21 protein-coding genes and 1 tRNA gene are annotated in these 24,776 nt (G+C 74.0%); 14 read left to right on the top strand and 8 right to left on the bottom strand.

What is annotated here, in order from left to right:
• Positions 1–51: 51 nt before the first annotated feature.
• Together hutU and NFX44_RS01225 are read right to left on the bottom strand one after the other, a co-directional pair.
• Complete coding sequence (gene hutU, locus NFX44_RS01230; protein WP_262281587.1) at positions 52–1,707, bottom strand: urocanate hydratase; 1,656 nt, start codon at positions 1,705–1,707, stop codon at positions 52–54.
• 12 nt (positions 1,708–1,719) lie between these two features.
• Positions 1,720–2,568: a MurR/RpiR family transcriptional regulator gene (locus NFX44_RS01225; RefSeq protein WP_262281586.1), complete on the bottom strand. Its 849-nt coding sequence runs from the start codon at positions 2,566–2,568 to the stop codon at positions 1,720–1,722.
• Between the two features lie 130 nt (positions 2,569–2,698).
• Between NFX44_RS01225 and NFX44_RS01220 the strand changes: the two genes are divergently transcribed.
• From NFX44_RS01220 to NFX44_RS01185, 8 genes are read left to right on the top strand one after another with little or no spacing between them, the layout of a single operon-like run.
• Entirely contained in the window at positions 2,699–3,964 is a 1,266-nt protein-coding gene (locus tag NFX44_RS01220) for a hypothetical protein (protein ID WP_262281585.1), read from the top strand.
• A 35-nt stretch (positions 3,965–3,999) separates the two neighbouring features.
• Positions 4,000–7,578, top strand: coding sequence for an SGNH hydrolase domain-containing protein (locus NFX44_RS01215; RefSeq protein WP_262281584.1), 3,579 nt, complete (start codon positions 4,000–4,002; stop codon positions 7,576–7,578).
• Between the two features lie 5 nt (positions 7,579–7,583).
• Positions 7,584–8,732 (top strand): glycosyltransferase, encoded by a 1,149-nt coding sequence (locus NFX44_RS01210; RefSeq protein WP_262281583.1) that lies wholly within the window; start codon positions 7,584–7,586, stop codon positions 8,730–8,732.
• Positions 8,719–10,200, top strand: coding sequence for a hypothetical protein (locus NFX44_RS01205; RefSeq protein ID WP_262281582.1), 1,482 nt, complete (start codon positions 8,719–8,721; stop codon positions 10,198–10,200). The genes NFX44_RS01210 and NFX44_RS01205 overlap by 14 nt, the downstream gene beginning before the upstream one ends.
• The gene (locus NFX44_RS01200) at positions 10,193–11,407 is read left to right on the top strand and encodes a glycosyltransferase (RefSeq protein ID WP_262281581.1); all 1,215 of its coding nucleotides are present in this window, start codon (positions 10,193–10,195) and stop codon (positions 11,405–11,407) included. The genes NFX44_RS01205 and NFX44_RS01200 overlap by 8 nt, the downstream gene beginning before the upstream one ends.
• Positions 11,404–12,660 carry a hypothetical protein gene (locus NFX44_RS01195; RefSeq protein ID WP_262281580.1) on the top strand — a complete coding sequence of 419 codons (1,257 nt, stop codon included), beginning with the start codon at positions 11,404–11,406 and terminating at the stop codon, positions 12,658–12,660. The genes NFX44_RS01200 and NFX44_RS01195 overlap by 4 nt, the downstream gene beginning before the upstream one ends.
• Before the next feature lie 27 nt (positions 12,661–12,687).
• The gene (locus NFX44_RS01190; protein WP_262281579.1) at positions 12,688–13,956 is read left to right on the top strand and encodes a DUF1800 family protein; all 1,269 of its coding nucleotides are present in this window, start codon (positions 12,688–12,690) and stop codon (positions 13,954–13,956) included.
• On the top strand, positions 13,953–15,212 hold the full coding sequence (locus tag NFX44_RS01185) for a DUF1501 domain-containing protein (protein WP_315974547.1): 1,260 nt from the start codon (positions 13,953–13,955) through the stop codon (positions 15,210–15,212). The genes NFX44_RS01190 and NFX44_RS01185 overlap by 4 nt, the downstream gene beginning before the upstream one ends.
• Positions 15,213–15,219: 7 nt before the next feature.
• Here NFX44_RS01185 and NFX44_RS01180 read toward each other — a convergent pair whose 3' ends face one another.
• Both NFX44_RS01180 and NFX44_RS01175 read right to left on the bottom strand, forming a co-directional pair.
• Positions 15,220–16,770 (bottom strand): sugar transferase, encoded by a 1,551-nt coding sequence (locus NFX44_RS01180; RefSeq protein WP_262281578.1) that lies wholly within the window; start codon positions 16,768–16,770, stop codon positions 15,220–15,222.
• Positions 16,771–16,879: 109 nt separating this feature from the next.
• On the bottom strand, positions 16,880–17,965 hold the full coding sequence (locus NFX44_RS01175) for an LCP family protein (RefSeq protein ID WP_262281984.1): 1,086 nt from the start codon (positions 17,963–17,965) through the stop codon (positions 16,880–16,882).
• A gap of 110 nt (positions 17,966–18,075) precedes the next feature.
• Here NFX44_RS01175 and NFX44_RS01170 point away from each other — a divergent pair, with 110 nt between their 5' ends.
• Both NFX44_RS01170 and NFX44_RS01165 read left to right on the top strand, forming a co-directional pair.
• The gene (locus tag NFX44_RS01170) at positions 18,076–18,909 is read left to right on the top strand and encodes an O-methyltransferase (RefSeq protein ID WP_262281577.1); all 834 of its coding nucleotides are present in this window, start codon (positions 18,076–18,078) and stop codon (positions 18,907–18,909) included.
• Positions 18,910–18,977: 68 nt separating this feature from the next.
• Positions 18,978–19,820, top strand: a complete 843-nt coding sequence (locus tag NFX44_RS01165; protein ID WP_262281576.1) for an expansin EXLX1 family cellulose-binding protein — start codon at positions 18,978–18,980, stop codon at positions 19,818–19,820.
• Positions 19,821–19,869: 49 nt separating this feature from the next.
• Here the strand turns inward: NFX44_RS01165 and NFX44_RS01160 are convergent, their stop codons facing one another.
• From NFX44_RS01160 to bcp, 4 genes are all read right to left on the bottom strand, one after another.
• Positions 19,870–20,409, bottom strand: a complete 540-nt coding sequence (locus tag NFX44_RS01160) for a GNAT family N-acetyltransferase (protein ID WP_262281575.1) — start codon at positions 20,407–20,409, stop codon at positions 19,870–19,872.
• A 56-nt stretch (positions 20,410–20,465) separates the two neighbouring features.
• Positions 20,466–20,552: transfer RNA gene (locus tag NFX44_RS01155), tRNA-Leu, on the bottom strand.
• A complete protein-coding gene (locus NFX44_RS01150; RefSeq protein WP_262281574.1) occupies positions 20,538–21,437 on the bottom strand; it encodes an HNH endonuclease in 900 nt (299 codons plus the stop codon). The genes NFX44_RS01155 and NFX44_RS01150 overlap by 15 nt, the downstream gene beginning before the upstream one ends.
• Before the next feature lie 31 nt (positions 21,438–21,468).
• Positions 21,469–21,939 (bottom strand): thioredoxin-dependent thiol peroxidase, encoded by a 471-nt coding sequence (gene bcp, locus NFX44_RS01145; RefSeq protein ID WP_262281573.1) that lies wholly within the window; start codon positions 21,937–21,939, stop codon positions 21,469–21,471.
• A 123-nt stretch (positions 21,940–22,062) separates the two neighbouring features.
• Between bcp and NFX44_RS01140 the strand changes: the two genes are divergently transcribed.
• Genes NFX44_RS01140 through NFX44_RS01125 form a run of 4 tightly spaced genes read left to right on the top strand, consistent with a single transcriptional unit; the run spans position 22,063 to position 24,776 of the window.
• The gene (locus NFX44_RS01140) at positions 22,063–22,782 is read left to right on the top strand and encodes an energy-coupling factor ABC transporter permease (RefSeq protein ID WP_262281572.1); all 720 of its coding nucleotides are present in this window, start codon (positions 22,063–22,065) and stop codon (positions 22,780–22,782) included.
• Entirely contained in the window at positions 22,779–23,240 is a 462-nt protein-coding gene (locus NFX44_RS01135) for a PDGLE domain-containing protein (RefSeq protein ID WP_262281571.1), read from the top strand. Before NFX44_RS01140 ends, NFX44_RS01135 begins: the two co-directional genes overlap by 4 nt.
• A gap of 7 nt (positions 23,241–23,247) precedes the next feature.
• Positions 23,248–24,018, top strand: a complete 771-nt coding sequence (gene cbiQ / locus NFX44_RS01130) for a cobalt ECF transporter T component CbiQ (protein WP_262281570.1) — start codon at positions 23,248–23,250, stop codon at positions 24,016–24,018.
• Positions 24,015–24,776 (top strand): energy-coupling factor ABC transporter ATP-binding protein, encoded by a 762-nt coding sequence (locus tag NFX44_RS01125; RefSeq protein WP_262281569.1) that lies wholly within the window; start codon positions 24,015–24,017, stop codon positions 24,774–24,776. The genes cbiQ and NFX44_RS01125 overlap by 4 nt, the downstream gene beginning before the upstream one ends.

Here is a 24,776-nt window from a genome sequence, read left to right as displayed (position 1 = left end):
CACCTCGGTTGTTCGCGACTGCGGGGCTCCGCTGCGCCGCGCCCCTCGCGCTCACGCCGTGCCCTCCGCCATGGGCACCCGGACACCGGTGCGGGCGGCGACCTCGCGGGCGTCGTCGTAGCCGGCGTCGACGTGCCGGATGACGCCCATGGCCGGGTCGTTGGTGAGCACCCGCTCGATCTTCTGCCCGGCCAGGGCGGTGCCGTCGGCCACGCAGACCTGCCCGGCGTGGATGGACCGGCCGATGCCCACGCCGCCGCCGTGGTGGATCGACACCCAGGACGCCCCGCTGGCGGTGTTGACCAGCGCGTTGAGCAGCGGCCAGTCGGCGATCGCGTCGGAGCCGTCGGCCATCGCCTCGGTCTCCCGGTAGGGGCTGGCCACGCTGCCGCAGTCCAGGTGGTCCCGGCCGATCACCACGGGCGCGCTCAGCTCCCCGGACGCGACCATCTCGTTGAACCGCACCCCGGCCTTGTCCCGCTCGCCGTAGCCGAGCCAGCAGATCCGGGCCGGCAGGCCCTGGAAGGCGACCCGCTCGCCGGCCATCCGGATCCAGCGGGCCAGGGACTCGTTCTCGGGGAACAGGTCGAGGATGGCCCGGTCGGTGGCCGCGATGTCCTTCGGGTCACCGGAGAGCGCGGCCCAGCGGAACGGGCCCTTGCCCTCGCAGAACAGCGGCCGGATGTAGGCCGGCACGAAGCCGGGGAAGTCGAAGGCCCGCTCGTAGCCGGCGAGCTTCGCCTCGCCGCGGATGGAGTTGCCGTAGTCGAAGACCTCGGCGCCGGCGTCCAGGAAGCCGACCATCGCCGCCACGTGCCGGGCCATCGACGCCCGGGCCCGGTCGGTGAACTCCGCCGGCTTCGTCGCCGCGTAGTCCCGGGCGTCGGCCAGCTCCACCCCCACCGGCAGGTACGACAGCGGGTCGTGCGCGCTGGTCTGATCGGTCACCACGTCGATCTCGACGCCCCGGACCAGCAGTTCGGGGAAGACGACCGCGGCGTTGCCGACCACGCCGACGCTCAGCGCCCGGCGCTCGCGCTTCGCGGCGAGCACCCGCGCGACGGCGTCGTCCAGGTTGTCGGCGATCTCGTCCAGGTAGCGGTCGCGCGCCCGGCGCTCCAGCCGGCTGCGGTCCACGTCGACGATCAGGCAGGCGCCGCCGTTCATGGTGACCGCCAGGGGCTGCGCCCCGCCCATCCCGCCGCAGCCGGCGGTCAGCGTCAGCGTCCCGGCCAGGGTGCCGCCGAACCGCTTCTCGGCCACCGCCGCGAACGTCTCGTAGGTGCCCTGGAGGATGCCCTGGGTGCCGATGTAGATCCACGAGCCGGCGGTCATCTGCCCGTACATGGTCAGGCCGAGCGCTTCGAGCCGGCGGAACTCCGGCCAGGTGGCCCAGTCGCCGACCAGGTTGGAATTGGCCAGCAGCACCCGGGGCGCCCACTCGTGGGTGCGCATGACGCCGACCGGGCGGCCCGACTGCACCAGCATGGTCTCGTCGTCGCGCAGGTCGGTCAGCGTCCGGACCAGCGCGTGGTACGACGGCCAGTCCCGGGCCGCCTTGCCGGTGCCGCCGTAGACCACCAGGTCCTCGGGGCGCTCGGCCACCTCCGGGTCGAGGTTGTTCATCAGCATCCGCAGCGCGGCCTCCTGGGGCCACCCCTTCGCGGTGCGTGCGGTGCCGCGGGCGGCGCGGACGGGCTGGTGCATCTCGTACTCCTCTCAGCCGAGGAACAACTGACGACGGGTGGCGGACGACTCGAACGCCTCGAGTCGGGCCTGGGTTTCGGCGGGTGTGGCGTCGCAGATCGCCTGGAGCACCACCATGGCCAGGGTCATCGGGGCGGTGTGCAGGTCGAAGACCAGGTCGGTGCCGACGGCGGCGGGGAGCACCACGTCGGCGTGGTCGGTGGCCGGGCTCACCGGGGAGTCGGTGATGGCCACGACGGTCAGCCCGGCGTCCCGGGCCTCGCGCAGCGCGTCCAGGGTCTCCCGGGGGTAGCGGGGCAGCACGAAGGCGAGCAGCGCGCGCGCCCCGGCCGCCGCGGCCTGTTCGAGCCGGTCGGCCAGGAGGCTGCCGCCGTCGTCGACGACCCGCACGTCCGGGTGCACCTTCGCGGCGAAGTACGCGAAGTACGCCGCGAGCGGCGCGGCGGCGCGCAGACCGAGCACCGGCAGCGGGCGGCTGGCCGCGAGGAGCTTGCCCACCTCGGCGATCCGGCCGGCGTCGGCGAGCTGCGCGGCGAGCCGGTCGAGGTTGCCCATCTCGGCGTGGACCGCCCGCTGGAGGGCGTTGCCGGCCTCGGCCGGGTCGGCGGCGCCGGTGGCGGTCAGCTCGCGCAGCCGGCGGCGCAGCGCGGGGTAGCCGTCGTGCCCGAGCGCCATGGCGAACCGGGTCACCGACGGCTGGCTGACCCCGGCCAGCTCGGCCACCTCCGCCGCGGACAGGTACGCCGCCGCGCCCGCCTGCTGGACCAGGCAGTGCGCGATGCGGCGCTGGGTCGGGGTGAGCCGGACGCCGTGGAAGAGGTCGAGCAGGCGGTCGGTGGGTGCCGCACCGCTTTCATTCACGGCCTGACTCTATGCATGAAAACTTTCACAACGCAACCTTCAGCCGGTGGGCGTGCGGCGACCGGAGGACGAGCCGGGAGGCGTGCGCTCTGTACTATCCGCACGGCGGAAAAACCAGAGGAGTTGTCGCATGCAGCCGGTCGGCCCGTACAGGTTCACCGAGGCGCTGGGCGTCTGCCAGGTCGGCACGGCGTGGTGGGCCATCGATGGACAGGACCGGCTGGTGACGGTGGCCGTGCTCGAGGGCGCGGCGGCGGCCGACCCACCGTGGCGGGAGGCCTTCGCCAACGCGGCCAACGCCATGGCGCTGACCTCGGGCGGGCAGCGTTACGTCAACGCCGACTTCGCCGCCGCCAAGCCGTGGGTGGCGTACCCGTCGGAGGAGGGGATGGGTGCGCAGCGGCTGTTCCAGACCCTCGGCATGGACCTGCACCCGGCGGAGTCCGAGACCCAGATCCTGATCCCCGAGTCCGGCGCCGTCGGCGGACCGCCCCAGCCGGTCTCCGGGGTGCCGACCTCCGGCACGCCGAGCCCCACCTCGGGAGCGCCGCTGCCCTGGGCCATGCACGCCGCCGTGCCGCACCAGGTGTCGTCCCCGCCCCAGCAGGTGTCCCCGTCGCCGCAGCAGGTGTCCCCCGCGCCGCAGCCGGTCAGCGCCCCGCCGCAGGACCCGTTCACCGCGCCGGTCCGCCGGATCACGCCGTCCGAGCCGCGCCCCCGCCGGACCGGGCTCTGGATCGGGATCGCCGCGCTCGTCCTGGTGATCGTGGCCGGTGTCGGCGGCGCCGTCGTCTGGTTCGGACCGGACGACCCCGGCACGCCGACGACCGAGGGGACCACCAGCCCGGCGCTGCAGCCGGAGCAGAAGACGCCGCCCCAGTCGCCCGGCCTCGAGCCGCCCAGCGCCGGCGACTGGCCGAAGGAGTGGCCGAAGTTCACTCCGGGCGACTCGGTGCGCACCTTCTCCGACCTCGAAGGCCTGGGCTTCGCCCTCAAGGTGCCGGGGGAGTGGGACTGCACGCCGGCCGGCCGCGCGCAGGGGTTCGTCAAGTACAACTGCGGCGTCTCGAACGACAAGCAGCAGATCGGCGGCGAGCTGATCGTGCGGGAGTGCCCGGTGCCGTGCGACGTGCAGCGGCAGACCGCCATGCGCCAGGAGGAGGAGGCCTGGGGTCTGCAGTGGATGCGGGGCGGCCAGTTCGTCTCGTACGCCGACTCCAGCAAGCTCCAGCTCGACGGTGAGCGCCGGTACGGCCTGGTGCTCGTCGCGTACTGGCGGGGCGGGAACAGCGGGCAGATCGACCGTCAGGTCGTCTTCCGGATGACCTCCCCGATCGACGGTGCGGGTCGGCTGCGCCGGGTGGCCAACCACCTGCGCGACACCCTGATCTTCTGACCGCCCGACCCCTCCTCGCCGCGCGGAGTTCCGACATGCCCTCTGGTACGGCCCTGGCACGTCGGTTCGCCGTCCTGCTGGGCACCGTCGCGATCGGCTGGGCCGCCGCCGTCCCCGCTGCGGCGGCGGTACCGACGTACGCCCGCAACGAGCCGGCGGTGGCCGTGGCCACCCCGGCGACCGCCTTCCTCGAGGCGCGGTACGCCGGCTACCTCCGCAACACCGCCACGGGTGCCCTGGTCCGCCCCGAACAGGTGGTCGTGGTGCGCCGGTGCAGCGGGGCGGTGGTGAACCCCGACGGCTACGTGGTGACCACCACGGTCTGCGTGCAGCCGAGCCGGGAGGTGCTGCTGGTCAACGCCCTCTACCGGCTCGGCCGCACGCTGGTGCAGCGCAACGAGCTGCCCGCGGAGCGGCTGGACGCGTTCGTCGCCGGCCTCCAGGGCTCGTCCGCGTTCACCGGGGCCCGGCGCGGCACCGCGCCGACCCTGCGGCTGACCGGCCAGTTCGGTGCGGCGACCTCGGGGGACGCTTCCGTCCCGGCAGTCGCCGGCGCGGTCACCAAGGCGCTGCCGGCGGTGGACGGCAACGTGGCGCTGGTGAGGCTGCGCCGCGCCGGCCTCCCGGCCGTCGAGCTCGCCCTCCACCCCGACCTGCGCGTCGGGTCCTCCGTGGACATCCTCGGCTACGCGCTCGGCGAGGGCACCGGCGACTCCGGCACCTGGACCGTCCGCGACCGCACGGTCGAGGTCATCGGGCGTACCGGGACCAACCGCACCGGAGTCAGCGGCCAGATCGGTCCCGACTCCCGGGGCGGCCCGGTGGTCGACTCGACCGGCCGGCTCGTCGCGCTCCTGGACACCGACACCTCCGCCGAGGGTGAACCGATCCGCGACCTGATCGGCACCGCCAACATCGACCGCCTGCTCGCCCAGAGCGGCGTCGCGAACCGGCTGAGCGAGAGCGACCGCGCCTTCCGGTCGGCCCTGGCCGTCTACTTCGCCGGCCACTACTCGCAGGCGATCGAGCGGTTCGACGACGTGCTCGGCCAGGACCCCGGGCACGCCGCGGCCCGGGCGTACCGGCAGCGGGCGCAGGAGCGGCTGCGGCTGGACGGGGACGCCACCGAGAACGCCGCGAACTGGTGGTCGTACCTCCTCTCCGCGGCGGGCGGCGTGCTGGTCATCGGCGCGGTGACCCTCGGGCAGCGCGCGCTCCGCCGCCGGCTGCGGCCGGTCGGTGCGGGCGGGCCCGGCACCGACGCGGAACCGGTGGCCGTCGGCGCGCCGCCGCCCATCCCGGCGGAGGTCGCCCCGCCGGCCACGAGCGCCCCGCCGGTGCCGCCGTCAGCCGAGGACACCCTCGTGCTGAGCGTGCCCGCGGCCCGCCGGACGGAGGCGCCCGCGCCGCCGGCGCCGGAGGACACCGCCGGCCCGGACCGGACGGACGTGCCGTCCGCCCTGGACGACACGGTGGTGCTGCACCTGCCCGAGGCGGGACCCGGTACGCCGGCGGCCGAGCAGGCCGACGGTGGCGGGCCGGCGACGCCCACCGACACCGCGACGCCCCGCGAGCGGCCCCGGAGCGCGTTCCGCCCGGACATCGAGGGTCTCCGCGCGCTCGCCGTGGTGTTGGTGGTGCTCTGGCACGCCGGCGTCCCGTACGTCTCCGGCGGCTTCGTCGGCGTGGACGTCTTCTTTGTCATCTCCGGCTACCTGATCACCACCGGGATGGCCGCCGAGGTGGCCGCCCGGGGTCGGCTGTCGCTCGGCCGGTTCTGGGCCAGGCGGGCCAAGCGCCTGCTGCCCAGCTCCGCGCTCGTCCTGCTCGCGGCCCTGGTCCTGACGTACCTCCTGCTGCCCGACATCCGCTGGCGGGACACCGCGGGCGACGTCGTGAGCAGCGCCCTCTACCTGGTCAACTGGCGGCTCGCCGACCAGTCCGTCGACTACCTGGCCGCCGGCCAGGCCCCGAGCATCGTGCAGCACTACTGGTCGCTCGCGGTCGAGGAGCAGTTCTACCTCGTGTGGCCGGTGCTGCTGGTGGGCGTCGCCTGGCTGGCCCGGCGGGGACGCACCCCGGCCTCCCGGTTCCGCACTCTCGCGTTCGTCGCGGTGGCTGTCGTCTGGGCGGCCTCCTTCGCCTGGTCGGTCCTGCTGGTCGAGGCCGAACCCGGCCGGGCCTACTTCGTCACCACCACGCGGATGTGGGAACTCGCCGTCGGCGCGCTGCTCGCGCTGGCGCCGATCCGGCGGCTGACCGGCGGGGTCGCCGCGGCGGCGGGCTGGCTCGGCGTCGCGGCCGTCGCCGCCTCCGCCGTGGTGCTGAGCACCTCGACCCCGTTCCCGGGCACGATGGCGCTGCCCGCCACCGTCGGCGCCGCCCTCGTCATCGCCGCCGGGGCCACCGCGCGGTACGGTCCGGTCGCGTTCCTGCGGCTGCCGCCGCTGCAGTTCCTCGGCGGGATCTCGTACACGCTCTACCTCTGGCACTGGCCGCTGCTGGTGGTCCTCACGGCGCGGATGCCCGAGCCGGGCACGCTGGCCGTGGTCGCCACCGTGGCGCTGTCGGTGGTGCTCGCGTACCTGACCAGCCGGCTGGTGGAACGGCCGGTCTGGCGCTCGCCGCGGCTCGCGGTGCGGCCCCGGGTGGCGCTCGCGGTCGGGGCGGCCTGCACCGTGCTGTCGGTCTGCGCGGGGCTGGCCTTCCAGACCGTCACCGGCCCGGCCGCGCCGGCCAGCGGGGGCGTGCGCGACGCGCCGGGCGCCGCCGTGCTCACCGCCGACGGCGCGACCGGCGCCGGGGTGCCCGTCGACCGCGCCTCATCCGTGGTGCCCGACCCGGCGGTGGCCCGGGACGACCTCCCGTCGGTCTACGCCGACCGGTGCCACGCCGGTCCCACCGAACCCGAGGTGCTGCGCTGCGCGTACGGCCCGCAGGACGCCACGGTCACCATCGCCGTGGTCGGCGACTCGCACGCCGCGCAGTGGGTGCCGACGCTGCGGGCGGTGGCGGAACGGCGGAACTGGCGACTGCTGACGTACACCAAGTCGAGCTGCCCGGTCCTCGACGTCGAGGTGGTCGGCGCGGACGGCCAGCGACCCGCCGACACCTGCGCGGCGTGGAACCGGGAGCTGCCCGGCCGGCTCGCCGCCGACCGCCCGAACCTGGTCGTGACGAGCAGCTACAACTACTCCGCCTACCGCGACGGCCGGACGCTCAAGGGGTCGGCGGGCCGCGCCGCGCTGGTGGACGGGATGCACCGGACCTGGCGGTCCCTTGCCGGGATCGCCCCCGTGGTGGTGCTGCGGGACACCCCGGCGCCGCGCCTGGACGTCGCGGAGTGCGTGTCGGCCCACCGGGAGGAGCTGACCAGGTGCGCGGTGCCGCGCGACAAGGCGCTGGCGGGCATCGGTCCGCTCCAGGTGGACGCGGCGCGGGGCCTGACCGGGGTACGGCTGGTCGACCTGAACGACGCCATCTGTCCCGCCGACCGGTGCGCGGCGGTGATCGGTGGGGTGCTCGTGTACCGCGACACCAATCACCTCACGGCGACGTACGCGCGGACGCTGGCGGCCCGGCTCGACGAGCAGTTGCAGATGGTGATGGGGTGAGCGGAATGATCAGCAGGGACGGCGACGCCGCCGGGGTCGATCCTGCTGGCGGGGGCGCCGCCGGCCCGCTGCTGGCCGGCCGGTCGGTCGCCCTCGTGCACGAGTGGTTCGGCGCCACCGGCGGCTCGGAGAACGTCTTCCTGGCCATCCAGGAGGTGCTGCCCGACGCGAAGGGGTTCGTGCTGTGGCGCGACCGCGACGCGCGACGCGGCCTCGACCTCCAGGAGTCGTGGCTGGCCCGGACCCCGTTGCGGCGGTCCAAGGCGCTGGCGTTGCCGCTCATGCCGCTGACCTGGCGCACGCTCAGCAGCGAGCGGTTCGACGTGGTCATCTCGTCGAGCCACGCCTTCGCGCACACCGTCAAGTTCCGGTCCGCCCCGGACGCGCGCTACCTGAGCTACATCCACTCGCCGGCCCGCTACCTGTGGAGCCCGGACTTCGACGGCCGCGGCTCGAACGGGGTGCTGACCGTGCCCCGGCGCGTGCTCCAGGGCGCCGACGTCCGCCTGAGCCGGCACGTCCACAGCTACGCCGCCAACTCGCGCGAGGTGCAGGCCCGCATCCAGCGGTTCTGGCAGCGCGACGCCCGCATCATTCACCCGCCGGTCGACGTGGACCACTTCGCCGACGCGCCGGCCGCGCAGCGCCGGCAGGACCGCGACTACCTGCTCGGCGTCGGACGCTGGATCCCGTACAAGAAGTTCGACCTGATGATCGACATCGCCGACGCCGCCGGGATGCCGCTGGTCATCGCCGGATCGGGGCCGGAGGAGGAGGCCCTGCGCCGGCAGGCCGCCCGCGTCGGCGTCCCGGTCACCTTCGAGCGGCAGCCGTCCCGGGACCGGCTCCGCGAGCTGTACTGGGGCGCGCGGTGCCTGCTCTTCCCCACCCACGAGGACTTCGGCATCATCCCGGTGGAGGCGATGGCCTGCGGCACACCGGTGCTGGGGCTGCGCCGGGGCGGGGTGCTGGAGACGGTCGTCGACGGCGAGACCGGCTTCCTGGTCGACTCGGACGACCCGCGGGCGTACGCCGCCATGCTGCGGCACGTCGACGCCCTGGACCGGGACCGGGTCCACGCCCACGCCGCCCGGTTCTCCACCGCGGTCTTCCGCGCCAACGTCGCCTCGTGGGTCGCCGATGAGACCGCCTGACACCGCCCCGCGCCTGCGCAGGCCGGGCGGCCGCGCCCTGGTCGTGGCCGTCGCGGTGCTGGCCGTCGTCACGGCCCTCGGGGTGACCACCGTGCTGCCCCGCCCGACCGTCGCCGGTGGGCTCGGCCTCGTCGTGGTGGCGGTGTGCCTGACGGCGCTCTACCAGACCACCCGGTCGGCGTCGTTCAGCCCGGTGTCCGTGACGTTCTGGGCCTTCGTCACGGTCTGGGTGGGCTTCGCGCCGCTGCTGCAGATCCGGGACCGGCGGCTGCCCTGGCCCGACCTGCCGCTGGACCAGTACTACGTCAGCGCGCAGGTCATCCTCCTGTTCGCGGTGCTGGCCTACTGGGCCGGCAACACCCGACGCCGGCCCGCGCCGCGGTCGGACACCTCGCCCCGCACCCGGATCACCATCGAGAAGGCGCTGGCGGTCACCGTCACCGCCGCGGTGCTGGCCGTCGTCTGCCTGCCGATGACCGGCGGCCTGGCCGTCCGGTTCGGCAGCCGCGACGACCTCCAGCGCGCCATCGCCGAGGCCGGCCTGAAGAGCCGGCAGGACCTGGCGCTGCTCGGCCTGCTCAGCACCTTCCCGGCCGCCGTCGCCGCGGTCGCCCTGGTGCTGTGCCTGCTCTGCTGGCGGAGCCGGACCTACGCCGGACCGAGGGCACGGTGGGTGCTGCTGGGCACCACGGCCGTCGCGGTGCTCCTCAACGTCGTCTACAACAACCCGCTCTCCGCGAACCGGTTCACCGCCTTCGGCGTGCTGCTCGCCGCCGGCCTGGCGATCGTGCGGTTCGAGCGGCAGCGCTGGCGGACCTTGTTCTCGCTCGGCATGCTCACCGGCCTCGCCGTGCTCTATCCGCTGGCGAACCTGTTCCGCAACGAGCGCTCGCGCGGCGACCTCCGGCTGGGCCTGGACGCCTACTACACGTGGGACTTCGACGGGTTCCAGCAGACCGTGAACGCCGTCTACTACGCCCGCGTGCACGGCCACAGCTGGGGCCATCACCTCGTCTCCGCGCTGCTGTTCTGGGTGCCCCGGTCCTGGTGGGAGGGGAAGGCAATCCCCGCCGGCAACGCGGTGGCGGCCAGCCGGGGCTACTCCTTCCAGAACCTGGCCCTGCCGTTCTGGGCCGAGACGTACCTGGAGTTCGCCTTCGTCGGCGTGGTGGTGCTGTTCTTCTTCTACGGGCGGCTCGCCCGGCGGCTCGACCGGGCGCTGAGCGCCACGCCGGCCGGCCTGGGGACGGCCCTCACGGTCACCTTCGCCGCCTTCCAGATCGGCCTGCTGCGCGGTCCCCTCGGCGCGCAGATCCCGTTCGTCGGCGCCGCGTTCGCGGTGCTCGTCGTGGGCGTGCTCGTCCTGCCCGACCGGGGCTGGCGGCTGACCCGACCGCCTCCACCGGTGGACCACGACCCCCCGACCGTGGCACCCACCCGAACCGAGGAGATGGCGCCCCATGACTGAACCACGGCCCCGGGTCGCCGTCCTCGCCGACTGGTGGTGGCCCGATGAGGTCGGCGGCGCGGAGCGCTCCGCCCGGGCGGCCGCGCGGGAACTGGCCGGCTTCGCCGACGTGTCGGTCTTCGTGCCCGCCACCAGCGACAACACGTACGCCGACGGTCCACTCACCGTGCACGCCGTCCGGCGGCCCTTCGCCCGGCGGCAGCACGCGGACACCCGGATCCGGCGCGGGCTGGAGTTCCTGACCGCCTGGCTGCTGCCCCTCGTCGCGTCCCGCCTGACCCGGCGGATCCGGACGTTCCGGCCCGACGCCGTGGTGGCCACCAACATCTCCCGCACCGGCCCCTGGCTGCCCCGCTGGGTGCGGGCGCGCGGCCTGCGGTACGTCCGGGTCTTCCACGACCTGAGCGACACCTGCTGGCGCCGGTCGCGGCTGAAGGACTCCCGCACCTGCGCGACCCTGTGCGGGGAGTGCCGGGTCAAGGCCGGGATCATGCGGGGCGCCACCCCGCGCGGCGCGGTGAGCGTCTGCGTCTCCGGGTTCGTCCGCGACGAACTCGCCGAGGCGGGCCTGACCACCCCGGCGGCGAGCCTCGTCGGCTACCCGCTGGTCGGCCCGCCGGAAGCGGTACGCCCGGCCCGGCGCGTCGACGAGACCCGGCTCGTGGTCGGCTACCTCGGCCGTCTCGACCCGGTGAAGGGCATCGAGTCGGCCATCCGCACGGCCGGCGCCCACCAGCGGAGCACCGGCACCCCGGTGCGGATGCTGGTCGCCGGGGAGGGGCAGCCCGACTACACCCGGACGCTGGCCGAGCTGGCCCGCTCGGAGGAGGTCGACCTGCACCTGGCCGGCCACATGACGGTCGACGCGTTCTGCGACGCGGTCGACGTCGTCCTCATCCCGTCCCGCTGGATGGAGCCGTTCGGCCGGGTCGCCGTCGAGGTCGGGCGCACCGGCAAGCCGATGCTGGTCGCGCCGCTCGGCGGCCTGCCCGAGGCGGCGGCCGTGTCCGGCGGCGCCTACGCGTACGCCGACTTCCAGGACCCGGCCGCGGCCGCGGCCGCGCTCGGTGAGCTGCTGGCGGGCGCGGCGCCCCCGGTCGCCAAGGGCGGCGGCGGCGCGGCGACGACGCTGCCGCAGGCCGTCGTGGCCGCCACCCGGCGGGCGCTGTCCGGCGTGGACGACGTGACGGTGGGGCGGCGGCGGTGACCGGGACGGTCGCCCCGCCCCGGGCCGCCGCCGGGCGCAACTGGGCCCGGCTCGCCCTGACCCTCGGGCAACTGGCCCTCATGGGCACGAGCCTGGTGTTCAGCCTGGCCCTCGGCTACGCCGGTGACCTGTCCGCGGTCGGCGCCACCGCGCCCGCGATGCTGGTGTTCCAACTGACCTGCGGCGTCCTGCAGCGGTCCCTCGCCGAGGCGACGCTGCTCGCCGAGGCGCACGCCGAGCGGACCGCCGAGCGGACGGACTGCCAGCGGTCGGTGGCCGCGGCGTTCACCGGCGGGCTCGCCGGCGTGGTCCTGGCGGTGGCGTCGGCGCTGGCCGTGTCCGGCGGGTCGATCGAGCTGGCCGTCGCCTACGCGGCCGGCATCCCGTTCGCGATCGCGCTGGACATCGGCCGGGCCGCGGGTGTGGCGGCCGGCGCCGCCCGGTCCGTGTTCCTGGAGACGGCCGCGTGGCTGGCCGCGCAGCTCGTCGTGCTGGTGGTCGCCGCCACCCGGTCGCCGCTGGCCGTCTGCCTGTCCTGGACCGTGGTGAACGTGGTGTTCCTGCTGGCCGCCGCCGGCCGACCCGAGCGGCGGCCGCGCTTCGCCGGGCTGCTTGGCTGGGTGCGGTCCCGGCGGGGCGTGATGGGCGCGGCCTCCCTGGACGCCCTGCTCGTCGGTCTCACCCCGGTGCTCGCCCTGCAGGCCACCGCGTTCGTCGCCGAGGCCGCCACGCTCGGCGTCATCCGCCTCACCCAGCAGCTGTTCGGGCCGTTGGCGTTCGTGTCGATCACCGTCCGGCGGGTGCTGGTCTACCAGCGGACGGCCGACGTCGGCACGACCCGGCGGCAGGACCTGCGGGACGGGGTGCAGGCGTGGGCGTTCATGGCCGCCGGTTCGGCCGCACTCGGGCTGGCGGTGCTCGTCGGGCAGGAGTTCGTCCCCGCGCTGTCGTTCCTGCCGGTGGGCTGGGTCCTGGTCGCCGCCGGGCTGGAGAAGACCGCGCTGGGGTTCTCCTACGGCTGCTCGCTGAGCAGGTTCATCCGGGGGGAGTTCGCGCTGCTCCTGCGCGCCCGCTACGTCATGCTCGGCCTGACGGTGCTCGCCGCGCCGCTGCTGACCGTCCGATTCGGAGCGCCCGGCTACCTGGTCGCGTCGGCCGTCGGGATGGTCGTCTACTCGCTGGTTCTCGTCGCGCTGCCGGCCCGTGACCGTCCACGGCCGACACCTGTCGCGTCGGACACCGGTCTGTCCTGACCGGCGGCCCTCGCTAAGGTTGTCGGCATGAGCGACAGTGTCGGCCTGCTGCTGCGGCGTGCCGGATTCGGCCCGACCGCGGTCGAGCTGGCCGCCGCTCGCCAGGCCGGCTACGCCGCCGCCCTGACCGGTCTGACCGCCCCGCCCGGTCCGGACGTCGGCGCGACGGGCGCGCCCGTCCCGGACCTCGGGCCCGACGCGTACGCGGGCAAGCGCGACCTGACCTACGAGGAGAAGGTCCGGCTGGAGGACCTGCGCGACGCGCAGACCGCGCAGCTCACCGAGTGGTGGCTGAACCGGATGACGGTGGCCAGCCACCAGGCCGTCGAGAAGCTGGTCTTCTTCTGGCACGGGCACTGGGCCACGTCGGTCAAGAAGGTGCGCAGTCCCCAGCTGATGCTCAGCCAGCACCGGACGCTGCGCGGCGCCTCCGACTTCACCGTGCTGGCCCGGCGGATGGTCGTCGACGCGGCGCTGAACCACTACCTGGACGGGCACCTCAACACCCGGCAGGCACCCAACGAGAACCTCGCCCGCGAGCTGTGCGAGCTGTTCCTGCTGGGGATCGGCAACTACACCGAGAAGGACGTCAAGGAGGCCGGGCGGGCGCTGACCGGCTGGCGGTTCAGCCTCACCATGGGCCGCTCGGTGTTCGACCCGCGGGCCCACGACCCGGGCCGCAAGACCATTCTGGGCCGTACCGGGAACTTCACCGCGCAGAGCCTCGTCGACCTGCTGGTGACCCAGGAGGCCTGTCCCCGGTTCGTCGCCGCCCGCCTCTGGTTCCGGTACGGCTCGTCCACCCGGCCCATCCCGAAGGAGCTCCAGGAGAAGATGGCGCGCGCCTTCCCGGCGCCGATGGCCATGCTCCGGGTGCTCCTCGCCGACGAGGCGTTCCAGGCGACCGCCGGCACCATGGTGAAGCAGCCGGTCGAGTGGCTCGTCGGTGCGCTGCGGCAACTGGGTGTGCGGCCGGCCAACCTGCCGGCGGAGACCCGCAAGGCCGTCCTGCACGACCTGGAGAACCTGGGGCAGTTGCCGTTCGCGCCCCCCAACGTGGGCGGCTGGCCCTCCGGCGGCTCCTGGTTGACCTCCGCCGCCGCGCAGGTCCGCCTGCGGCTGGCCGGCCGGGTCGCCGAGCAGGCGCCGGTCGACCAGTTGACCCCGGAGAGCCTGGCGTACCTGCTGGGTGTCGACAGGTGGACGAATCGCACCTACGCTGTGCTACGCGGCACGCAGGACCGGCGGCAGCTGTTGACCCTGGGTTTGGCGAGTCCGGAATACCTGGTGACATGACGATGAACCCACAGACCCGACGTCGGTTCCTGCTCGCCTCGGGCGTCACCGCGGGCGCCGCGCTCGCCGCCGGCGCCGGCGGGATGGGGCTCGCCCAGCTGCTGCGGACCGCGGGGCGGGACGGTGCCGCCGCGCCGTCGAGGAAGCTCGTCCTGGTGACCCTCTACGGCGGCAACGACGGGTTGAACACCGTCGTCCCCTACGCCGATCCCGCCTACCACGACGCGCGGCCGGAGCTGGCCTACGACCCGGAGAAGGTGCTGCACCTGGACGACGCCCTGGGCCTGAACCCGGTCATGCGGGGCATGAAGCAGCTCTGGGACGAGAAGCGGCTGGCGGTCGTCCTCGGGGCGGGCTACCCCCGGCCCGACCGCAGCCACTTCCGGTCCATGGACATCTGGCAGACCGCGTCTCCGGCCGAACCGGTGACGACCGGCTGGGTGGGCCGCTGGCTCGACGGCACGAAGGCCGCCCCGGAGGCCGCCGTCAGCTTCGAACCGGTGCTGCCACCGGTGCTCGCGGGGGAGAGCCGGGCCGGTTCCTGCGTCAACGTCGGCGGCCTCGAACTGCCCCCGGGCGTCAGCGCCGACGCCGTCGCCGCCCTCGGCCGCGGGGAGCCCGGCGAGCCGGAGCTGCAGGCCCGCGCGGCTCGCGCCTACGGCGACCTGCTCCGGGTGGAGCAGCTGGTCCGCGACGCCGAACAGCACCAGAGCCCCACCCCGGGCGGCGTCGAGCAGGAGGTCCTCACGACCGGCCCCGGCAGCCGCAGCGTCCTGGAGACCCAGCTGGCGCTCGTGGCCCGCTGCGTCGAGGCCGGCGTGCCCACCCGGGTCTACTCGGTGAGCCTCGACGGGTTCGACACCCACGCCATGGAGCGGGCCGGGCACGAGAGCCTGCTCACCCGGCTCGACCGCGCGCTGTCCGCGTTCGTGGCCCGGATGGCGCGCACCGAGGCGGGCCGCCAGGTGACCGTGGTCGTCTACAGCGAGTTCGGCCGGCGGGTACGCGCCAACGCCTCCCAGGGCACTGACCACGGGACGGCCGGGCCGGTGTTCGTCCTGGGGCCGGCGGTGGCCGGCGGGCTCCACGGCGAGCAGCCGAGCCTCACCGACCTGGACGACGGCGACCTGAAGGCAACGGTGGACTTCCGCGACGTCTTCGGCACGGTCCTGGCCTCGGTGCTCGGCGCCGAACCCGACCGCTACCTGGGCGGCGGCTACCGGGCCACGCCGCTGCCGCTGCTCACCGTCGACTGAGGACCGGTCACCGCCCGCCCGCCCGGAACACCTCCGCGACGGTCCGCAGGACCACCTTGACGTCCAGCCACAGCGACCAGTTCTCGATGTAGTAGTTGTCGAACCTCGCCCGGTCCGAGATCGGCGTGTCCCCCCGCAGGCCGCTGACCTGGGCCAGCCCGGTCAGCCCGACCGGCACCCGGTGGCGCATCGCGTAGTTCGGGTATTCGGCGGAGAACTTCTCCACGAAGTACGGCCGCTCCGGCCGGGGCCCCACCACGCTCATCTCCCCGCGCAGGATGTTCCACAGCTGGGGCAGCTCGTCCAGGGACGTACGGCGCATGAACCGCCCGATCGGCCCGACCCGCCGGTCGTGCGCGATGGACCATTTCGTCTGCGACTCGTGCTCGTCCACCGGCCGCATCGACCGGAACTTCACCACCTGGAACGGCTTGCCGTAGCGGCCGATCCGCTCCTGGTGGAAGAAGATGCCGCGACCACCGTCGAGGAACGTGGCGATCGCGCACAGCAGCAGCACCGGGCTCAGCAGCAGCAACGCCGTCGTGGCGAGGACCACGTCGGAGGCGCGCTTCACCGCCCACCGCGGGCCGGAGAAGGTGGTGTCACCGATCTTCACGATCGGGATGGCGCCGATGTGGTCGGGGTAGCCGCCGTGCGACCGGGAACCCCACAGCCGCGGCACCGCCCACAGGTCACGCGCCGAATCGGCCTGCCGGAGCAGCGCCTCCATGAGCACCGACTCGGGACAGTCCGGGTCCGCGATGACCAGCACCTCGCACTCCAGCAACCGGACCAGATGCTCGAGGTCGTCCAGGGTGCCGAGCAGCGGGACCGCCGCCCCGTGGTCCGGCGGCGCGGTGTCGACCGAGCCCACGAAGCGCAGACCGTACTCGGGGTAGCGGCGCAGCAGCCGGGCCAGCTCCACCCCGATCGGGCCGGCGCCCACGACGATCGCGTTGTGCTCCACCCACCGGCGCCGGCGGGCCAGGAGGGTCACCTTCCGGCTGCACGCCCGCCCCAGGACCACGAGCGCCGCGGAGAGCGCCACGCCGTGCATGAAACCGCTGACGTACGGCACCGAGTCGTGCCGGTAGGCCGCCACGATGGCGACCACCGCGCCCGAGGCCAGCAGCCGCCCCGAGAGGCTCGGCAGCTCGTCCAGGATGCTGAGGTGCCGGCGCGCCCGGTAGAGCCCACCGGCCGCGAAGACGGACACCGTGAGGACGGCGTTGGCCAGCGTGCCGCGCCAGTAGTTCTGGGTCACCAGCAGCGGCGCGAGCAGCGCGACGACGTCGACCGGGGCCGTCATCATCCAGGCCCGGAGCCAGCGCGTGCGCGTCGAGGCCCGGGAACTGGCGTACGGCAGCACCGCGGTCGTGTCGAGACCGGCGCGCGGCTCCGCGGCGGCCGCCACCGGGCCGTTCTCGGACCGGGCCCCGGGGACGGCCGAGGGCAGACCGGTGCCCTTGTCCGTCTCCGGCCGCCGCATCATCATCTGCGGTGACTCGTGCCAGCGACCGGTCGCCGCCGGCTCTGTCGTAGCCGGTTGGCCTGACATGGTCGATCCTCCCCCGTGACAGCCCTCCCCGGCGCGAGCACAGTGAGGGCGATCGAAGGATATGAGCGCGCGGCTCCCGCCGCCAGAGCCGGGACGCCAATCCGATGTCCTACTTGTCGGCGGAAAGGATCTCCGAGACCGAGTCGCGGCGGACCGCGTCGAAGAGGGTCCTGGCCTTCGCCGAGTCCGCGAACACCACGCTCTCGCTGCCCACCCGGCCGGTTCCCTTCACCGGGCAGGTGTAGAACCCGAGGTTGCCGCTGCGCAGGTGGCGCATCTCCATGGCCAGGTCCACAAGCGACATCGACTTGTCGACGGCCACCGAGTTCGCGGTGGCCCGGACGAACGAGTTCAGCTTGGTGGGGCTGCTCAGCGTGCCGCCGGAGGCCGCCTTGTCGAGGATCGCCTTGATGACCTGCTGCTGATGCTTGATCCGGGTGAAGTCGCCGTTGGCGAAGGCGTACCGCTCCCGGGCGTAGTCCAGCGCGGTGGCCCCGTCCATCGTCTGCCGGCCCTTGACGAACTCGCGCTTGCCACTGGGATCCAGCGAGTGGGTCGAGGTGAAGTTCTGCTCCACATCGATGTCAATGCCGCCCAGGGCGTCCACAATCTCCTTGAAGCCGGCGAAGTCCACCATGGTCACATGGTCGACGCGCACGCCGGTGAACTTCTCCACGGTCTGCACCATGAGCGGCACGCCGCCCCACGCGTACGCCGCGTTGATTTTCGCGTCGCGGCCGCCCCGGCCCTCCTTGGACCGCGGGATCGCCGTCCACGTGTCCCGCGGGATCGAGATGAGCTGTGCGCTCGACCGGTCCTTCGGCAGGTGGGCCAGGATGATCGTGTCGCTCCGGGAACCCCCGGTGTTCTCCGGGTCGCGGGAGTCGCTGCCCAGGATCATGATGTTCATGGCGCCCTTCGCCACGACCGGCGGCCGGGCCTCCTCCGGCACCCCGGTGAACGCGTCCACCCGGTCGATCGAGGAGTTGACCGACCGGTAGTACAGGCCGCCCGCCAGCAGGCCGCCGCCGGCGAGCAGCACCACCACCAGCAGCACGATCAGGGCGATCCGCCGGCCACGGCGGCGACGTGGCGCCGGTGTCGGGTTCTCCTCCGCCGCGCCGGTGTCCACTCCCGACGACGGGAAGCGGGTGTCCGGGTGGGCGAGCGGGTGGCGATCTGACATGGCCGCGATGCTACTGACTCACGCTCCGTCACGGGGACCCTCGTCCGACCGGCCAGGCCCACCCGTCCGTTCGGCGCTTTCCTCTCGACCGATGCCGCGAACCTGATACAACGGCACGGGTGGATGCAACGAAGCTCCGCCGGGCCATCGCCCGGACCCGGCTCGCGCCGGTCGCCGCCTTCCCGAAGCGCCTGGCCCGGGTCGCCCGGCACGACGCCCGGGTGCTGCGCACCTCCGCCCGGTGGCTGCTCACCTCCCGGGAGCACCACAACTACACCTACGAGCTGACCAAGCTCAGCCGGCACCACCTGGCCTGGTTCGTCAGCGTGGTCTGCGACGTCCCCGTCGGGCAGGTGCGCCGCTGGTTCGCCGAGATCGAGGGCGACGACAAGCTGCGCACCCACATCGAGGCCGCCACCGCCGCCGCCTCCCGCCGCGGCCTGGCCGACCGGCAGGTCCGCTACGCCCGCCGCATCGGCTGGTACGCCATCGTCCGCGCCCGCAAGCCCACCCACGTCGTGGAGACCGGAGTGGACAAGGGCCTCGGCAGCTGCGTCCTGGCCGCCGCCCTGCTCCGCAACGCCGCCGAGGGCCACCCCGGCCGGGTCACCTCGCTCGACATCAACCCCGAGGCCGGCTACCTGGCCCGGGCCACCCCCTGGGCCGACGTGGTCGACCTCGTCATCGGCGACTCGGTCGCCTCGATCGGCGCGCTGGAGCGGCCGGTCGACCTCTTCCTGCACGACAGCGACCACAGCCGGGTGCACGAACGCAGCGAGTTCGAGGCGGTCGAACCGAAACTTGCGCCCGGCGCCATGCTGCTCACCGACAACGTCACCGCCACCAACGTCCTCGCCGAGCACGCCGAACGCACCGGCCGCCGGTTCCTCGCCTACCGGGAAACCCCCGCCCGGCACTGGTATCCGGGCGACGGCATCGGCGTCGCCTGGTGACGAACCCGCCTTAGCTTTCGCTTAGCCCGCTTGTCCGGCGCCCCACCGGTCCGGCAGCATCGACCGGCGTGACCGACGGCAGCGCTCCCGGCCGCACCCCGCCCACCGCCGACCAGGACCCACCCACCCGGGCCGGCCGCCGCCGAGCCCCGGCCGAGCCCCGCCGCCGGCTCGCCGTCGGCGGCCTCGCCGCGCTCGCCGCCGTCGTCGCCGTGACCCTCGCGGTACGCGGCGGCGCCACCCCCGCCTGCGCCGCCCCACCCCCGCGCGCCCTGCCCGCCGCCCCACCGCTCGGCAACACCGTCCACAGCGGAAAGGCGACCTTCTACGACTCGAAGGGCGCCGGCGGCAACTGCTCCCGCCCCGCCGCACCCGCCAACCGGCTCTACGTCGCCCTCGGCCCCGGCGAGTACGCCGCCGGCGCCTCCTGCGGCGGGCACCTCGACGTCACCGGCCCAAAGGGAACCGTCCGCGTCCTCGTCATGGACCAGTGCCCGGAGTGCGAACCCGGCCACCTCGACCTCTCCGCCGAGGCGTTCGCCCGGATCGCCGACCCGGTGCAGGGCGTCGTCAAGGTCAGCTACCGCGCCGTGGTCGACCCGCCACTGCCCGGCCCGCTCACCTTCCGCGTCAAGGAGGGCGCCTCGCAGTGGTGGTTCGCCGTCCTGGTCGGCGACCACGGCAACCCGCTACGCGCCGTCGAGGTACGGCAGGGCGACTCGTGGCGGGCCGCCACCCGCCAGGACTACAACTACTGGCTCATCGCCTCCGGCGCCGGCCCCGGGCCGTACCGCATCCGCGTCTCCGCCACCCCGACGGTCACCACGCCGCCCGGCACTCCCGCCGCCGTGCTGGACGCGGCCGCCGCCCCGCCCGCCACCCCCGCGCCGGTCGCGGCCGCCTGCGACTGACCTGGTCCGTGCATCGCCAAGGTCGCCCAAGGCTCGGCGGCCGCGGCGGTCAGGCCGCCTCGGCGCCCAGGTCGAGCCACATGAAGACCTCGTCCCGGTCGTCGCCCGGGGCGAGCCGCAGCGCGCCGGGCAGCCGCCCGACCTCCCGGTACCCGAGGCGCTCGTAGAACCCGCCCAGGCCCAGCCCGTCCCGGACGGTCACGTGCAGTGCCGCCAGGCCCAGCTCCCGACCGATCCGCTCGGCCTCGCGCATCAGCGCCGCGCCGTAGCCGCGTCCCTGCGTGTCGGGGTGCACCATGACCCGCTTCAGCACCCGCCAGTGCGTCTTCAGGTGGAAGCGGTTGTGCGCGATGATCAGGACGCCGACGAGGCGATCGCCCTCGTAGCCGACCAGCAGCCGGTCCGGCCCGTCGGCGATCGCGGCGAAGGTCGCGGCGGCCATGGGCCGCACGTCGGCGTCGGTCACCGGGGCGACGAAGCCGACGGCGCCGCCGGCGTTGGTCACGTCCACCCAGAGCGCGATGATCTGGTCGCGCAGCGCAGGCGTGAGATCGGGGTCGAGGACGAAGCGCAGGTTCACGCCCGCCATCCTCCGCGAGCCGACGCGGCGCCGACCCGGGTTCGTGATCCACGTGACACCGCTGCTGGTGCGGGAGAGGGGAGTCGAACCCCCACGTCCTTTCGGACAATAGGACCTAAACCTATCGCGGCTGCCTGTTACGCCACTCCCGCAGACCCGCTGAGTCTAGTGCGTCTGGTCTCCAGGTTGGTGAGCCCAGCCTCCCGGAGGATCGCCTGGACGGTGCGATGGCTGATCGCCGCGCCTCCGCCGGACGCCTCGGTCAGCGCCTCGGCGATCTTCCGGGATCCGGCCTCGGGGTGCGCGAGTGCGAAGCGAATGACGGGATCCCGGAACCGGCGCTGGATCGGTCGGTCACGGACCCGTGACGGCGCTGCGATGGTTCCAGTTGCTTCCAGGCGCCGCCGCAATCTGCTCACGTGGTCTCTCGTGCAGTCGAGGAGGTGGGCGGCCTCCATGGTGGTCATGCGACCGGCGCTGACCTCCCTGACCAAGGTCTCGGCGTCCCGCGACGGCCCGTCGCCCGAGTTGCAGCGGGCCGAGACGTTCGGCGAGTCGGCCGGGCCGGCCTGCGTGCGGACCCGGCCGGCGTAGGTCGCGGTCTGGCTGTGGCAGTTGGGACACAGTAGGCGCAGGTTGGATGGCCTGTTGTCGAGCCGGTCGCCGTTGATGTGGTCGACGTGGAGGATCAGTGGCGCACCTTGCCACCTCGGGCCGAGGCCGCAAATCTCACATCGTTCGGGGACGCCGGTGGCGGCCAGGGCGCGCCGGAGTCGGAAGCCGGGCGTTCTGGCCGCGTCCGGCGGTAGTCGGACCAGAATGCCCGACGGTGCCTGTCGCTGGCCCCGCACGCCGCGGTTGTGCCCCTGCCCGGTGAAGTGGGAGGTGTCGACGCCGAAGCGCTTCAGCTGCCGACTGATGTGGGCGTGCGAGCCGCCGCTCATCGGTATGCCCAGTATCCGGAGCACCGCCGCGATGCTCCGTGCCTCCGCCGCCGCTGCCGCCAAGGTCTCGGGCGAGTACTTGTAGCGAGGCATGCGCCGACGGTAACGGCGCCCTCCGACAGGCTCAGTCGAGCCCGAGGTCGCGGCGCAGCTTGGCGACGTGCCCGGTGGCCTTGACGTTGTAGAGCGCCCGCTCGATCTTCCCGTCCTCGTCGACGACGAAGGTCGAGCGGATCACGCCGGTGACGGTGCGGCCGTACATCTGCTTCTCGCCGAACGCGCCGTACGCGGTCAGCACCGACTTGTCGGTGTCGGCGACCAGCGGGAAGGTGATGGCGTCGCGGTCGCGGAACTTGGCCAGCTTCTCGGGCTTGTCGGGGGAGATGCCGACCACCTCGTAGCCGGCGGCCTGGAGCGAGGCGAGCGAGTCGCGGAAGTCGCAGGCCTGCTTGGTGCAGCCGGGCGTCATGGCGGCCGGGTACGCGTACAGGATGACCTTGCGGCCGCGCAGGTCGGCCAGGGACAGGGTCCCGCCGCTGTCGGTGGGGAGGGTGAACTCGGGGGCGGGGTCGCCGGGGCTCAGGCGGTCGGTCATGGCGCAGACGATACCGCCGTCGCCGGGTCCGGGGCGGGTGGCGACGCGCCGGCCCGCGTGATGATCACCATGGCTTGTTGCAATGGATTGGCAACAGCGACTCCCTACAAATAAGCTCGGTCCGTGGAAACCCTGGCGATGCACATCTCGAACGGGATCATCGACGGTCCCGTCGCCGCGGTGTTCGCGGCCCTCGCGCTTGCCGTGCTCACCTTCTGCGTGCTGCGCGGCCGCCGTGACCTCGACGACCGGCTGGCTCCGATGGCCGGCCTGGTGGCCGCGTTCATCTTCGCCGTGCAGATGCTCAACTTCCCGATCTTCACGGCCGGGGTCAGCGGCCACCTGCTGGGTGGCGCCCTCGCCGCGCTGCTGGTCGGCCCGTGGGTGGGCGCGCTCTGCGTCGCCGTGGTGCTGGTCGTGCAGGCGCTGGTGTTCGGCGACGGCGGGGTGGCCATGCTCGGCCTCAACATCACCAACATGGCGCTGCTCGGCACCGCCGCCGCCTACCTGCTGATCGCGCTGCTGCTGCGGGTGCTCCCGCGCACGCCGGCCGGGCTGGGCGTCACCGCCTTCGTCTCCGCGCTGGTCAGCGTCGTGGTGGCGTCGCAGGGGTTCGTGCTGGAGTACTGGCTGGGCGGCACCACCGACCTGGGCGGCAACCTGGCCGGGCTGTCTGGCACGATGGCCGGCGTCCACCTGCTGATCGGCGTCGGCGAGGGTCTGATCACCGCGACCACCGTGGTCACCGTCGCCAAGGTCCGCCCCGACCTGGTGTACGCGCTGCGCGCCCTCAAGCCAGCCGTGCCGGCTCCCGCCGTCCCGGTCGCCGGAGGTGCCCGATGAGCAGGCGTTCCTGGCCGTTCCTGCTCGGCGGCCTGCTGGTCGCGCTGCTGCTGGCCGGCGTGGTGAGCAACTACGCCTCGGCGCATCCGGACGGGCTCGACTCGTCGCTGCTCAAGGGCTGCACGGTCAACGCCGACGGCGAGATCACCGGCGGCAGCTGCCCGGCGCAGCAGGCCAAGGACCACGAGCTGGCCGACAGCCCCCTCGCGGACTACGGCGTGCGCGGGGTGGGCAACGACTTCCTCTCCACCGGCCTGTCCGGCGTGCTCGGCGTGCTGCTCACCTTCGCTCTCGGCGGCGGCCTGTTCTGGCTGGCCCGCCGCCGCGGCCCGGCGACCGGCCCGGCGACCGACCCGGGAACGGACCCGGCGGGCGGCGCGGCCGGCCCGACCGGCGACGCGACCACCGGCGACCCGGCCGCCGACGAGCGTCCGGCGCGCGCCGCCGGCACCCGCTGAGTCCCGGATGGGTGCCGGCCACGCCCACGTGCTCTACCGCGAGTCGTCCTCGCCGGTGCACCGCCTCCCGCCGGAGGTGAAGATCGCCGCGATGGTGCTGTTCACCCTCGCGGTGGTCGCCACGCCCCGGGCGGCGTACTGGGCCTTCGGCGGTTACGCCCTGCTGGTCGTCGCCGTGGCGGCGCTGGCCCGGGTGGGGGCGCGCTGGCTGCTCGGTCGGGCGCTGATCGAGCTGCCGTTCGTGCTGTTCGCGTTCGCGCTGCCGTTCTTCGGCACCGGGGAGCGGGTCGACGTGGCCGGGTTGAGCCTCTCGGTCGACGGGCTGCACGGCGCGTGGAACATCCTGGCCAAGGGCACGCTCGGCGTACTCGCGTCGCTCCTGCTGGCGGCGACCACGACGACGCGGGACCTGATCGTGGGCCTGGACCGGCTGCGGTGTCCGCAGATCCTCACCCAGATCGCCACGTTCATGCTGCGCTACCTGGACGTGCTGGTGGGGGAGGCGCGGCGGATGCGGGTGGCCCGGATGTCCCGGGGCGACGACCCGCGCTTCCTCTGGCAGCTCCGCGGTTTCGCCGCCGGGGTCGGCGCGCTGTTCCTGCGGGCGTTCGAGCGGGGCGAGCGGGTCTACCTGGCCATGGTCTCCCGTGGCTACACGGGCCGGATGCCGGCGGTGTGGCAGGGCGCGGGCGCGGCCACCGCGGGCCAGTGGGCGGCAGCCGCCACGGTGCCGGCGATCGCGGCCACCATCGCCGCCGTCGCGCTCGTGCTGACATGATCGGGTACGTGCAGCAGCCGCCCTCCCTGGACGTCCGTGGCGTCCGGTACGCGTACCCCGACGGTCACGTCGCCCTGCACGGGGTGGACCTGACCGTGCCGCGCGGCGAGCGGGTGGCGCTGCTCGGGCCGAACGGCGCCGGCAAGACGACCCTGGTGCTGCACCTCAACGGCATCCTCACCCCGACCGGGGGGACGGTCAGCGTGGGCGGCCTGGCGGTGAGCCGGGACCGCGACACGCTGGCCGAGATCCGCCGCCGGGTGGGCATCGTCTTCCAGGATCCGGACGACCAGCTCTTCCTGCCCACCGTCGCCGAGGACGTCGCGTTCGGGCCGGCGAACCTGGGGTTGCGCGGCGCGGAGCTGGCCGCCCGGGTGGACGAGGCGCTCGCCGCGGTGGGGATGGCGGAGCACCGGGACCGGGCGCCGCACCACCTGTCGTTCGGGCAGCGCCGCCGGGTGGCGGTGGCCACGGTGCTGGCCATGCGCCCGGAGATCCTGGTGCTGGACGAGCCGTCGTCCAACCTCGATCCGGCGGCCCGCCGGGAGCTGGCGGAGATCCTGCGCGGCCTCCCGGTGACCCTGCTGATGGTCACCCACGACCTGCCGTACGCGGCGGAGCTCTGCGACCGCTCGGTGATCCTGGACGCCGGCCGGGTCGTCGCGGACGCGCCCACCCTGGAGCTGCTCTCCGACCAGCGCCTGCTCGCCGAGCACCGCCTGGAGCTGCCGTACGGCTTCGTGCCCCGCCCGTCCTGA

This window comes from Micromonospora sp. MA102 (assembly GCF_025460765.1).
GTDB lineage: Bacteria > Actinomycetota > Actinomycetes > Mycobacteriales > Micromonosporaceae > Micromonospora > Micromonospora halotolerans.
This window is presented reverse-complemented; position numbering and strand designations above follow the sequence as displayed.